Here is a 13290-nt window from a genome sequence, read left to right as displayed (position 1 = left end):
CCTGTGCATTAGCGTTAAAGTACGATATTGACCCGGTAATAAACCGAAACCCGATCCGGTTTGAGCCAATCGGGATAAGTCAGTGGCCAACCGACGGTCAGTTGGCTGCTGAAGTAGCTGTTACGGCTGCCCAGCCCTACGGCACCGCCCCACAGCGTGCCGGAGGCGTTGGCATCCAGCGCATCGTGATGCAGATAGCCGCCGTCCACCGCCGCCAGGGCGTTAATGCTGCCGAGGTAGGGCAATGTCACCAGCGTGCGGTTCACCTCGTTACGCCAGTAGCCGCCCTTGTCGCCGGAAAGGTATTGCTCTTTGAAGCCGCGCACCGAGCTATCGCCGCCAATCGTCAGGCGTTCGCTGCCGTACAAACGGTGGTTACTCCACTGACTGTATAAACTGGTGAGATAGGTCCACTCCTGCCCCAGCGGCAGGTAATAGCTGCCGGAAAGCGAAAGCTTGTGAAACTCGGCCCGGGGGGCTTCTTTGACTTTACCGCTGTCATTTTCCGCGCCCAGCCAAGGCACGCCACGGCTGTAGGCCGGGTTCAGGGTGGCGAAACCGCCCAGCAGTTTTTGGCTATGGCTGACGCCCAGCGTAACGCTGGTCAGCTTACGGCTGCTGCTTTCCAGCCGGGTATCGTTGAGATAATTACGATTAATACGGTGCGTCAGCCCGAGCGACATGCCGGTTTTCATTTCGCCGTCACGGAATAACACCCGCGAAACGCCCAGCCGATGAGTCTGGCTGTCGCCACTGGATCGCCAGTCAAAACCCTGGTTATTGAGGGTGGTCAGGTAGTCGCTGTAGGAATAGTTGTAATCCAGCGTCCAGTAGCCGTAAGGCAGGCTGACGCCGGTCTGCACGCTGCGCGCATTATGGTCGTTGGCAAAATCACTGCTGCGAGCGCCAGCGACAAACCATTGATCCGCCAGCCCCAGCAGGTTATTGCCGGTCAACGATCCGTTAATCTGCCCGGTCCCGGTGCTTTTTTGCCCGCTGTTGTCGAACCCCAGCCCGAGCATCAACGGGAACTCAGGTTTGGCGCTCAGATTGACCACCGAGAAGCCCGGTTGACTGCCGGGCAAGATTTCTATCTGCACCGGTTGCTGGCGCAGACGGTTAATCTGCTCCATGCCCTGTTCGATATCACGCAGGTTAAGGATGTTGCCCTGCAGGCCTGGGAAGGCCATTTTCAGCATGCGATCGTCCTGCTGCTCCAGCAGGATTTTCTCCAGTTTGCCTTCCAGCACCAGTAACCGCAGCTCGCCACGCGACAAATCCTGTTCGGTCAGAAATGCGCGACTGGTGATATAGCCACGACTGATATACCAGTCGGAGATCTGCTGCACCAGCGTTTGGATCTGCCCCAGATTCAGGCATTGCTGCAGATAATCCTGAGTAAGTTTGCGTTGCGCACTGGCAGGCAGGTGATCCGCGCCTTCCAGCCGAATATGGTTGATGGTGAAGCAAGGGCCACCAGCGCTGGCATTGGGGGCGGGGGCTACGGGCAAGGTCGGCGTCAGGCTGCGTTGCAGTTCCTGTCGCTGCTGCTGGTTTTGATCCAGCAATTCGCGCTGCTGCTGTTGGATAGTGTCGCGATCCGCCGGGCTAAGCAGGTTAGCGTCGGTGGCGGAAGAAAACAAAATGCACAATAAAGCTGCCGAGAGCCGTTGAGTAACTGAATCCATTCAGAAGACCATCCGTGTATTTTTTCGGCATTTTAACGGCGACAAAAGGAATGTAACAAGACGTGAACCATTAGTCGCTGACTGAATCAGGCCGACCGATAAGGAAAGATCCTAAACTAAACCGCATAAAATAATTTGAAATAGTTAAATGTAATTTATTGATTTGCACTGAAAGGAAAAAACAGTGAATCGCTCTTTATTTGAACGAAACCAAAAAATTGCCACTAATGCGACGAACGCCGCAAAACGAAAGCTAACAGGGGCTGAGAACCGGCCCCTGGAGAGAATGACTTACGCGGTACCGCCAACGGTCAGGGTATCCAGCTTCAGGGTCGGCTGGCCGACGCCCACCGGCAGGCTTTGCCCTTCTTTGCCACACACGCCGACGCCTTTATCCAGCGCCAGATCGTTGCCGACCATCGAAATCTGCTGCATCGCCTCAATGCCGGAGCCAATCAGCGTAGCGCCCTTCACCGGCTTGGTGATGCGGCCATTTTCGATCAGATAGGCTTCGGTGGTGGAGAACACAAACTTGCCGGAGGTAATGTCTACCTGCCCGCCGCCAAAGTTTGGCGCATACAGGCCGTATTCGACGCTGGCAATGATCTCTTCCGGCGTCGACTTGCCCGCCAGCATGTAAGTGTTGGTCATGCGCGGCATCGGCAGGTGCGCATAAGACTCGCGGCGGCCGTTGCCGGTCGGTGCAACGCCCATCAAACGCGCATTGAGTTTGTCCTGCATGTAGCCTTTCAGAATACCGTTCTCAATCAGCATGTTGTATTGGCCCGGCACGCCTTCGTCATCGATCGCCAGTGAACCACGACGCCCCTGCAGGGTGCCGTCATCCACCACCGTACAAAGCTCCGAGGCCACCAACTGGCCCATCTGGCCGCTGAATACCGAGGTACCGCGACGGTTGAAGTCGCCTTCCAGACCGTGGCCCACCGCTTCATGCAGCAGAACGCCAGGCCAGCCCGCGCCCAGCACCACCGGCATATTGCCGGCCGGGGCCGCCACGGCGGAAAGGTTAATCAATGCCATGCGCACCGCTTCTTTGGCGTAGGCATCGGCGCGGACTTCGCCATCAGCAATTTCCAGGAAATAATCATAGCCGAAACGGCCGCCGCCACCACTGGAACCACGTTCACGCTTGCCGTCTTGTTCCACCAGCACGCTGACTGACAAACGAACCAGTGGGCGAACGTCCGCCGCCAGAGTGCCGTCGGTAGCCGCCACCAGGATCTGCTCGTACACGCCGGTGATGCTGGCGCTGACTTCCTGCACCCGCTTGTCGGCCGCACGAGCGACCTTGTCGACACGGTGTAACAGGGCGATTTTCTCTTCACGCGGCAGACTTTGCAGCGGATCAAGCAGGGGATACAGCGCCTTATGGCTGATTTCACCCAGGGTATGCACCTGACCATTGCCGATGTCACGCACAATGCTGCGCGCCGCATGAGCGCTTTGCTGCAAGGCGTTCAGGGTGATCTGATCGGCATAAGCGAAGCCAGTTTTCTCGCCGCTAACGGCACGCACCCCGACCCCTTGATCGATATTGTAGGAGCCATCCTTGATGATGCCGTCTTCAATCACCCAGGCTTCGTGGTAGCTCGACTGGAAATAGAGATCGGCGTAATCGAGGCGGCGTTCGGCCAGTTGCCCCAGGACGGAAAACAGGTCCTGGTGGCTCAGCTTATTGGCAGCAAGTAACTGCTCACTGACAAACGTCAGACTCATAATTTTTTCACTCTTTTATGGAGGATTTTTTGTCAAACGGCGCCGTCAGCGACGTCTGGAATCGGTTGTGTTGCAATACCGGCATCTGTTCGCGAATCGTTTTAAGCCCGGCAATATCGACCCGGACTTTCAATGCCGAGACCGCATCCGGGTTTTCAGCCAGCACCTTGCCCCAGGCGTCCACCGCCAGCGAATGGCCCCAGGTGCGACGAGTCGGGCCATGGCTACCAACCTGTGCCGGTGCCAGGATCACACACTGGTTTTCAATCGCCCTGGCGCGCAGCAGGATTTCCCAGTGCGCTTCGCCGGTCACGCGGGTAAAGGCCGCCGGTACGGAAATCAATTCAGCACCCTGCGCTCGCAACGCCTGGAACAGCGCCGGGAAGCGCAGATCGTAGCAGATGGTCATGCCAAGCCGCCCGACCGGGGTATCCACCACCGTGAGCTGTTGGCCATGCTGATAAGTGTCTGACTCCCGATAATGGCCGTGGGAGTCGTTTATGTCCACGTCAAACATGTGCAGCTTGTCGTAACGCCCACGGATCTCGCCCTGGTCGTCAAACAGCAGGCTGCTGGTGGTGATCAGCGCAGGGTTTTCACGACTGACCAACGGCATTGAGCCAATCAGCAGCCAGACGCCATAACGCCGAGCCATCTCGCGCACCGCATTCTGCAGCGGTCCGTCGCCCTGGTGTTCCGCATGTTCACGATAAGCCGCGGAATTGGCGAACAGCAACGCGTTCTCCGGCGTCATCACCAGTTTTACCCCGGCATTGAGCTGCTTAATCTGCTGCTCAATCTGGGCCAGGTTGTCACGTACCCGATCACCACTGCACAACTGTAACAACGCAACGTTAGCATTTCTCATGGCGCCTTATTCTCCTTTGGCTTACGCAACACCTCATTGACCTTCGGCTGGTCCAGATCACCGCTGATATGGTAGCGAATCAGCGAGATTTTGCTCCACAGCGGCCCCAGCACCTGCGTGGCAGCAAACACCGCCGCGCCGACGATAGGGTTGATCACGAAGGCGGTAGCGACACCGACCGTGGTCGAAATGGCCGGTGCGACGACCGCTTCCATATCAATCCGTCGGCGTGCAAAATCGACCTGACCACTCATGGCGATATCCGCCGCCAGTCCGTCAACCAATAGATTATCGGTATGCATTATGCCATCTTTCAGCCACGCGGTGCTGCGGATGGAGTCAAAGTAGAAACCTTTGCCAAAGGTATCGCTGAAATCGAACTGCAGCTTACGTAACAGGGAGTCGACGCTGACCAAACGCAACAGCTGGCCGGCGCGACCGCCACCCATGCTGTCGATCTCACCCTTGCCCATATTGACCTTCAGCGCGCCGCTGAGAGTATTCATCTGCGGTTTCCACGGCGTGCCATGCCAGTACAGATCAAAATCAATGTCATAAGGCGCACCTTTCAACGGTATGGTGATGCCGAAGAAAGCGGCGGTTTCATCGATTTTGCCGCCCAGCAGTTTGCCTTTCAGCGAGCTGCGCTCTTCCTGAGCGTTCTGCTTCCACAGGCCGCTGGCGGTCATGCGCCCCTTGCCGGTATCGATCAAGCCATGCTCCAGGGTCAGGGTATCGCCCTGATTGGCCAGATCCGCCTCCACCTTGCCGAGGTTTTGCCCCATCACCCAGCACGACTTGCAGCGCAGCATCAACGACGGCCAGTCACGGAAGGAAACCTTTTCAGCCGTCGCCAGCGGGTTGGTTGCCGCGGTTGGAGTCCCCTTGCTGTCGCTAAACTGCGGATTGTAATAAAGATAGTTGATATCGGCCCGCCACGGCCCACGTTCGGTCACCCGCAAGCTGCCGTCAACTTCCTCGCCCTTGGCGTTGACCAGGGTGCCGCCGAGCTGTTGCTCCGCCGACAGTGTCAGATTGTGCCAGGCCTGACCGCCCAGCAGTAACTGCGGCGTTTTCAAAGCTACGGTGGTCGGGAAGTTAAAACCACCCACCTGGCCCGAACCGCCGCTTTGTTTCATCGCCGGTGCTATCAGGCCCAGCCACTTCTCACCGTCCAGCGCTGGCAAATTCAACGTCAGTGATTTACCGGCCGGTAACGGCGGGGTCCCGCTGCCTGCGGTTTGCCATGCCGCGCGCGCCAGCGTCACCTGCTGTTTGGCGAAGGTCCATTCGCTGTTGAAATGATTCTGCTTGCCGGCGCTGCCGGTCAGCATGAACCCATTCAGGCCACCCTTCACTTTTACGCTCAACGGCAAGGACTCACCCGCCGGTTTATCTAACGGGGAAGGTAAGTGACTGCTTACTTTTCTGAGGTCCGCATCCACGCCAATGTCATAGCTGGCCGCGCCCTTATGCGGTAAGACAATGGCAACCTGACCCTGCCAGGGAGCACTGCCGCTCAACGCATCGGCCACTTCCTGCGGGATACCCGGGAATTTGCCCGGCTGCCAGTCGGCCTTCAGGCCAACGTTGACCTTGTAGTCGCTTTTGCCTTCCAGGGTGGTGAAATTTACCGCGACCGGTTGCCCGAACCAGTTGGCCGACAGCGTATCACTGCTCAGGTTGCCGTTATCGAAGCGGAACTTGCCGCTGACCTTTTGCAGCTCACTTTCAATCGGCTTCACCAACAGTGAATTGTTGTTCAGCGCCACCTCGCCCGTAGCGCGAACCAGCTCGCCGTTCAAGGGGATATCGAGATGTAAGCGCCCACTGACATTACCACCAATCTGTAGCTCATCCAGGGCAGCACCCAGCGAATCATGCAGCGGGGTTTGTTCGAAATAGTTATGGATTTCCGCACCCTGGCCCGACACGTCGGCATCAACCAGCAAGCGTTCTTTCAGATAGTCCGGAATAATGGCGGTGACATTCTTGCCATCCACTTTGCCCAGCTTGGTCTGCGGGGCATTCATCCACAGCCCTTCGTTGGCAAAGTCGAGATCGATAGCCAGATCGGTTAGCGCCGGCCACTCCGGCTGGAACTGGAAGGTGGAGTGGCGCAGCGGGACAAACACCTCAAACTGGCCTTCGTGTTTGCGGTAAGGGAAATGCTGTGGGTCACCGTTGTAGAGCAACGTGGCGTTATCCACCTGCCCACCCTGAATGGCACCGCTGAGGTAATCCACCAGGTGCTTGCCCATCAGCGGTTCCGGGAAGTAACGCCAGGCGTCCGCCGCGTCATACAGGCGGATACCGGCCAGAATGCTCAGCCAGGGGTCGCCTTTGGCTGGCTGCTGGTAGCGGAAATCACCGTTAACCCACAGCGATTTTGCCTTCACATCCAGATTCTTGCTCGCCAGTTCCCAGCCCTGATCGTTGTTCAACCAGGTCAGCGCACCACGCGCGCTGCTGACTTCCAACGGAGCACGGAACATATCGCCGTACGGCAAGGTGCTGTCGTTGAGATCAAGCTGCAGGCGGCCATTCTCTACGCCACCGCTCAGCGCGCCAGAGAAGTGGTTAATCCCCGGCAGCAGTTTCCACGGCTGCCAGCTGACGTCCTGCCAACGGGCCTGGAAGCGGGTTTTTTCCGACTGTTTCAGCGGGATATCTAATGCCAGCGCGTTGAGCCTGCCTTGCGGCTGTAAATCGTTCCAGCGATCCAGTACGTCCGGGCTGAGGAACGAGAAGGTCGGCAACAGCGCAGCCAGGCGTTCAAGCTGAATGTTAGTGGCGCGCACGCGCAGCTCTTCCGTCTGCCCCGGCCCCATAAACTCGGTGTTTTCCGGCAACCACAATGCAGAAAGCTTTCCCTGCGGCCAGGCCTGACCGTCGGTGGCCAGGTTTAGCTGCGGCACTTCAACCTGCCAGCCGGTCCCCTGGCGGCTGAGCGTCAGCGCCAGATTGTCCACGTCCAGCCGGTGTGGCTGTTTCCCCACGTTCCAGTTGGCCGCGCCCTGCTTCAGCAACGCATTGCCACCGGCGATCTCACCGTTTTTGATCTGCAGCCAGGCCGCCAGGCTAAAATCGGCGCTTTCCAGACCGGTATTAATGCGCAGCCAACGGGTGAACCAGGGTTTCATGTCGATATTATCGGCCTGCATATAGACCGTACCCACATTCAATAAGCCCTGGTTATCACGCAGATCCATACGCAGCTGTACCACGCCATGTTGGCCATTCAGCGTCGACAGGCTAATCTGCCCTTCGGCACGGTGGCGATCGCGGCCGTTAAGCCAGGTAAGCTGTGGGATCTCAAATTCGGCGCGCGCACCGGCGGGCGTAAGGAATGAAATACGGCTGTCGCGCAGGTTGAAGTGATCCAACTGATGCAACAGTAAATCGCTGACTTTACCCGGCTCGATGGTGCTGCCCTGGTGCTCGTCGCCACCCAGGGTAGTATTGAGATCAAACTGGAGCTGGTAGAAGGTGAGATCGCGGAATTGCCAGCGCCAATGCAACAGCGACTGCCACACATCCAGCGCCAGCGTGACGCGTTCAATACGCAGGTTGCTTTTAGGCAGCGTGGCGCGCACGTTGCGCATTTCCAGCTGCGGACCGAAGGTTTCCCAACTTCCCTGCATAAAGTCGACCTGGACCGGTACGCCGGAGAGGCTTTCGACCTTGGCCAACAGTTGCGGGCGATAGTTGTTCAGTTCGGGCAGCGCCAAGCGCAGCCCGCTGATCAACAACGCCACGATGACAATCAGACTGGCGCCTGTAGCTAACAAAATCCCAGGCAGTCGCCTCACGCAGTTCTCCTTGCTTCCGCTGCCTGGCAACGGGAATATCTATGCATGGGGGGCCCAGCACGCTGAGCCCCACCCATACCGGACTTTGGTCGCCAACAGGCGAACTACATCATGACAACGTCAAACTGTTCCTGGCTGTACAAAGGTTCGATCTGCACCTTCACCTGTTTGCCAACAAAGATTTCCACTTCGGCCAACGCATGCGACTCTTCGCTTTTCAGCGCCTCGCCCACCGCCGCAGAGGCATAAACCAGGAAACGATCTGAATCATAAGCATGATGCACGCGCACAATTTCACGCAAAATTTCGTAGCACACGGTTTCCACAGTTTTCAGAGTGCCGCGTCCATGACAGGTAGGACAATCATGACACAGCACATGTTCAATGCTTTCGCGTGTGCGTTTACGGGTCATTTCAACTAAGCCTAGCTGAGAGAAGCCGTTAATCGTGGTTTTTACCCGATCTTTACTCAGCGCCAGTTCCAGTGAATGCAACACCCGACGACGATGCTCGTCATTGTTCATATCAATGAAGTCAATGATGATAATGCCGCCCAGGTTGCGCAGCCGCAGTTGGCGGGCAATCGCCTGGGTCGCTTCAATATTGGTATTGAAGATGGTTTCGTCGAGATTGCGATGGCCGACAAAGGCACCGGTATTGATATCCACGGTGGTCATCGCCTCAGTCTGGTCGATGATCAGGTACCCGCCGGATTTCAGCTCAACCTTGCGCTCCAGCGCCCGCTGGATCTCGTTTTCAACGTCGTACAGGTCGAAGATCGGCTGGCTGCCGGTATACAGCTCCAGCTTGGCGGTAATATCCGGGATGTACTCACCGGTAAACTCCACCAGCAGATCGTGGGTCAGGCGCGAGTCCACGCGGATCCTGTCCAGCGCCGCTCCAGCAAAGTCGCGCAGAATACGCTGCGCCAGTGCCAGCTCGCCGTACAGTTTGTATTTGGTCTGGTTGCGTTTTTTACGCTCCATCACCTTGGTCCACAGGCGTTTGAGGAAGGCGGCGTCTTGCGACAGCTCTTCTTCACCAATGCCTTCTGCCGCGGTGCGGATGATAAATCCACCCAGTTCATCGCAGTAACCGGCGACGGCTTTTTTCAGGCGATCGCGCTCGGCTTCACTTTCTATACGCTGCGAAACGCCAACGTGCGCTGCCCCCGGCATGAACACCAGGTAACGCGAAGGTAAAGTGATGTCGGTAGTCAGACGTGCGCCTTTGGTGCCCAGCGGATCTTTCACCACCTGCACCATCAGATCCTGCCCCTGGCGCACCAGTTCGGCAATATCGCGCACGTGGAAATTTTTCTGCTCATCACCGGCAACACATTCGGTGTGCGGCATGATATCGGAGGCGTGCAGGAAGGCCGCTTTGTCCAGGCCGATATCGACGAATGCCGCCTGCATACCCGGCAACACGCGACTGACGCGCCCTTTATAAATATTGCCGACGATGCCGCGCTTGGATTCGCGCTCGATATGGATCTCTTGCAGGATGCCGCCATCAATATAGGCAACCCGCGTTTCAGACGGTGTGATATTAACCAGTAGCTCAGCTGTCATGCCTTCTCCTCAGAGCCGGTCGATAATGGCAGCGCCCATCAACCGGTTCTTACATCACGTAATGCGACAAAATGACTGAGCAGCTCATGTGTTTCGACTAACGGCAAGCCCATCACCGCGTGATAACTCCCGGTTATCGTTCTGACGAAACAACCACCCTTTCCTTGAATTCCGTAGGCGCCCGCTTTATCCATCGGTTCGCCCGTTGCAATATAGTCGCAGATATCCTGCTGTGACAGGTTGCGGAATGTCACGTCTGTCACCACTAGCTGGCACAGAACGTCATGGCGATCGGCGATCGCCACCGCGGTCATGACCTGATGCTGTTTACCCGACAGCGCCGCCAACATTTGGGCCGCATGCGCCTCGTTTTGAGGTTTTTCCAACACCCGACCATTGAGTACTACAATGGTGTCGGCACCCAGCACCGGACAATCCTGCGGTGCCAGTGCCACGCCTGCTCTGGCCTTATCCTGCGCCAAACGGCGCACATAGGCTTCGGCAGCTTCCCCTTCCTGCCGCTGTTCTTCGGTATCCGTCAGGATGATTTCAAACGTTACGCCCAACAGGGTCAGTAATTCACGTCGACGGGGAGAACCGGAGGCCAGATAAAGCGAAGTCATTGATATACCCTTACTGTACGGCGAACTGACGGCGGATTTTGCGCATCAGCAGGAATAACCACGGCCACAAAATGCCGTTTACCACACTACTCCAGAACACCTCTGGGCGGAAAGAGACGTTGATCACTAAAAACTCAGCCCAGAACACCACAACGTCCATCGCCAGTGACAAGAGCACCACGATCAGCGCCTGTTGCCAGAGGGCCATGTTGCGGAACAGTTGGAATTTGAACGCGACCAGATAGGCAATGATCCCCAGCGCCAGCGCTCGCACACCCAGCGTCGAACCGAGGATCAGATCCATAATCAGCCCCAGCACGAAGCCGGTGCCAACGTTAACCCGGTGTGGCAGCGCCATCACCCAGTAGATCAGGATCAATGCCAGCCAGGAAGGTCGGAACATGTAGATCTGTTCCGGCCACGGCATAATTTGCAGCACCAGCGCCACCAGGAATGACAGCCAGATTATCCAGCGCCCATTACTGCGGTAGCGATTCATTGGGTGACTCCAGCGGCCGGTGCGGCGGTTGGCGGCACAGCAGCGCCGGTCGCCGGTGCCGGCAGAGGCAACGGCGGCCCCATGGCATCGGCTGGCGGCAGCACCTGCGGCATCATCTGCATCAGACGCTCGTTGGCAACACGATGTACTTCGTCCGGCGGCAACGGCATATCGCCATTACGGTCTGCGCCCCACAGCAACAGCAGGTAACGCAAGCGCTGCAGGCCTGCCGTAGGGCGTGCCTGGATCACCGTGTAGGCACGCTGGTTATCCACTTTGACCGAGGACACTACCGCCACCGGATAACCTTCCGGGAAGCGACCACCCAGGCCGGAGGTGACCAGCACATCGCCCACGCGAATATCGGTATTGTTCGGCAGATGCTCGAGCTGTAAATCGTCGGTACAACCGCTGCCTGCAGCGATCACCCGGATATCGTTACGCAGCACCTGGATCGGCAGTGCGTGTGACGCATCACAGATCAACAACACGCGGCTGGTGACTTTTGCTACGGCGACCACCTGGCCGACCACGCCTTTGTCACTGATGACCGGCTGGCCTTCATAAACGCCGTTGTCTGACCCTTTGTCGATCACCACCTGATCGCTGTAAGGATCGGAACCGGTCGAGATCACCTGGGTGACCATTTTATGTTCGTCCTGGCGCAGCGGCGAGCCTAACAGCTCACGCAAACGGGCATTTTCCTGCTTGAATTGGCCAAGAAGAAGAACATCGCTGTTTTTCAGCAGCAGTTCCTGTCGCAGAGCCCGGTTTTCCAGCTCCAGCTGTTGGCGGGTAGCCAGCGTTTCTGAAACGCTGTCCAAAACTTTGCGTGGCCCATTGGCCAGGAAATAGAAAGGGCTGACGGCCGTGTCCATGTAGTTTCGTATTTTCACGAACGTACCGAGACGGCTATCGGCAACGATCAGGCCAATAGCCACAATCACTGCCAAAAAAAGTCGTAGTTGCAGGGAAGGCCCCCTGCTAAAAATCGGCTTCATAAATTATGCGTGTTCCTCGACAACAGAAAGAGGAACCGTACCTGATTTTCGCTTTGCGCATTCATCCGATACGGTTCCTCCTTCCTGGGGCTGACTATTCTTCGCTGAACAAATCGCCGCCATGCATGTCGATCATTTCCAACGCCTTGCCGCCGCCGCGAGCTACGCAGGTCAGCGGATCTTCTGCCACGACGACCGGAATACCGGTTTCTTCCATCAGCAGGCGATCCAGGTTACGCAGCAATGCGCCACCGCCGGTCAACACCATACCGCGTTCGGAAATGTCGGAAGCCAGTTCCGGCGGACACTGTTCCAGCGCCACCATCACCGCACTGACGATGCCGGTCAACGGCTCCTGCAGCGCTTCGAGGATTTCATTGGAATTCAGGGTAAAGCCGCGCGGCACGCCCTCAGCCAGGTTACGGCCACGGACTTCGATTTCATGCACTTCATCGCCCGGATAAGCGGAACCGATGCCGTGTTTGATACGTTCGGCCGTCGCTTCACCAATCAGTGAGCCATAGTTACGACGCACATAATTAATGATGGCTTCGTCGAAACGGTCACCGCCGATACGCACGGAAGAAGAGTAGACCACACCGTTCAGCGAGATCACCGCGACTTCAGTAGTACCACCACCGATATCCACCACCATTGAACCGGTCGCTTCAGAAACCGGCAGGCCTGCACCGATTGCCGCAGCCATAGGTTCTTCGATCAGAAACACTTCACGCGCACCGGCCCCTTGGGCGGATTCGCGGATGGCACGACGTTCAACCTGAGTTGCGCCGACCGGCACACACACCAGCACGCGCGGGCTTGGCCGCATGAAGCTGTTGCTGTGAACCTGTTTGATAAAGTGCTGCAGCATTTTTTCAGTCACGAAGAAGTCGGCGATAACGCCGTCTTTCATCGGACGAATAGCCGCGATATTGCCGGGGGTACGCCCCAGCATTTGTTTAGCCTCATGACCCACGGCCGCAACGCTCTTGGGTGAACCGGCACGATCCTGGCGAATGGCAACCACCGAAGGTTCGTTCAGTACAATGCCTTGCCCTTTAACATAAATCAGGGTATTGGCGGTACCCAAGTCGATGGACAAGTCATTGGAAAACATGCCACGAAATTTCTTAAACATAACTAAAGGATAATCCTGCAAGCTGGGGGCGAAAAATAAAATCCGCCTACTTTACCAACCACACGAAGCAGCGACAAGGCGCAAAAACGTTCTACTTCGGTGAAAAATAGTCTGTATTGTTTCTGCTCGAATGCACGGAAATTGGATGAGGCCTGAATTCCCTGAACAAAGGCTCAGTTTACCACCCTGTCAGCGCACGAAACGGCGTAACACAGCTCATAAAATCTAACATATTCCCTGATTGCCGTTGGTGGTAAGTACCTACCAACGCTCAACAGAAAAGGACTGACAAGAGCCTATATCAAATAGGCGTCATTGTCGCAGGCAGTTTGGGGGTTATCCCAAAAAGA

Annotated in this window: 9 protein-coding genes; all 9 read right to left on the bottom strand. The window is 56.9% G+C overall.

Translation table 11 applies throughout. The features are described 5' to 3' along the window. Positions 1-14: 14 nt before the first annotated feature. Complete coding sequence (locus OC597_RS09680; RefSeq protein ID WP_262208528.1) at positions 15-1688, bottom strand: ShlB/FhaC/HecB family hemolysin secretion/activation protein; 1674 nt, start codon at positions 1686-1688, stop codon at positions 15-17. A 291-nt stretch (positions 1689-1979) separates the two neighbouring features. Continuing rightward, complete coding sequence (gene tldD / locus OC597_RS09675; protein WP_261285384.1) at positions 1980-3425, bottom strand: metalloprotease TldD; 1446 nt, start codon at positions 3423-3425, stop codon at positions 1980-1982. A gap of 7 nt (positions 3426-3432) precedes the next feature. Then, complete coding sequence (gene nit1 / locus OC597_RS09670; protein WP_099065513.1) at positions 3433-4293, bottom strand: deaminated glutathione amidase; 861 nt, start codon at positions 4291-4293, stop codon at positions 3433-3435. Further along, complete coding sequence (gene yhdP, locus OC597_RS09665; RefSeq protein WP_262208526.1) at positions 4290-8105, bottom strand: AsmA2 domain-containing protein YhdP; 3816 nt, start codon at positions 8103-8105, stop codon at positions 4290-4292. Before yhdP ends, nit1 begins: the two co-directional genes overlap by 4 nt. Positions 8106-8209: 104 nt before the next feature. Beyond that, positions 8210-9679 (bottom strand): ribonuclease G, encoded by a 1470-nt coding sequence (rng, locus tag OC597_RS09660; protein ID WP_012147102.1) that lies wholly within the window; start codon positions 9677-9679, stop codon positions 8210-8212. Positions 9680-9717: 38 nt separating this feature from the next. Further along, the gene (locus OC597_RS09655) at positions 9718-10302 is read right to left on the bottom strand and encodes a Maf family protein (protein WP_207977309.1); all 585 of its coding nucleotides are present in this window, start codon (positions 10300-10302) and stop codon (positions 9718-9720) included. A 10-nt stretch (positions 10303-10312) separates the two neighbouring features. Beyond that, positions 10313-10801 carry a rod shape-determining protein MreD gene (gene mreD / locus OC597_RS09650; protein WP_012147104.1) on the bottom strand — a complete coding sequence of 163 codons (489 nt, stop codon included), beginning with the start codon at positions 10799-10801 and terminating at the stop codon, positions 10313-10315. Next, positions 10798-11802, bottom strand: coding sequence for a rod shape-determining protein MreC (mreC, locus tag OC597_RS09645; protein WP_261285387.1), 1005 nt, complete (start codon positions 11800-11802; stop codon positions 10798-10800). Before mreC ends, mreD begins: the two co-directional genes overlap by 4 nt. 94 nt (positions 11803-11896) lie before the next feature. Then, positions 11897-12940 (bottom strand): rod shape-determining protein MreB, encoded by a 1044-nt coding sequence (gene mreB / locus OC597_RS09640; RefSeq protein ID WP_012147106.1) that lies wholly within the window; start codon positions 12938-12940, stop codon positions 11897-11899. Positions 12941-13290 lie beyond the last annotated feature (350 nt).

This window comes from Serratia proteamaculans (assembly GCF_946227095.1).
Classification (GTDB): Bacteria; Pseudomonadota; Gammaproteobacteria; order Enterobacterales; family Enterobacteriaceae; genus Serratia; species Serratia proteamaculans_E.
Note: the sequence above shows the minus strand (reverse complement) of the source record. Positions and strands in the feature narration are given on the sequence as shown.

Coding starts and splice junctions, on each gene's coding strand:
- OC597_RS09680 (WP_262208528.1), bottom strand. CDS start 1,688: ATGGATTCAGTTACTCAACGGCTCTCGGCAGCTTTATTGTGCATTTTG.
- tldD (WP_261285384.1), bottom strand. CDS start 3,425: ATGAGTCTGACGTTTGTCAGTGAGCAGTTACTTGCTGCCAATAAGCTG.
- nit1 (WP_099065513.1), bottom strand. CDS start 4,293: ATGAGAAATGCTAACGTTGCGTTGTTACAGTTGTGCAGTGGTGATCGG.
- rng (WP_012147102.1), bottom strand. CDS start 9,679: ATGACAGCTGAGCTACTGGTTAATATCACACCGTCTGAAACGCGGGTT.
- OC597_RS09655 (WP_207977309.1), bottom strand. CDS start 10,302: ATGACTTCGCTTTATCTGGCCTCCGGTTCTCCCCGTCGACGTGAATTA.
- mreD (WP_012147104.1), bottom strand. CDS start 10,801: ATGAATCGCTACCGCAGTAATGGGCGCTGGATAATCTGGCTGTCATTC.
- mreC (WP_261285387.1), bottom strand. CDS start 11,802: ATGAAGCCGATTTTTAGCAGGGGGCCTTCCCTGCAACTACGACTTTTT.
- mreB (WP_012147106.1), bottom strand. CDS start 12,940: ATGTTTAAGAAATTTCGTGGCATGTTTTCCAATGACTTGTCCATCGAC.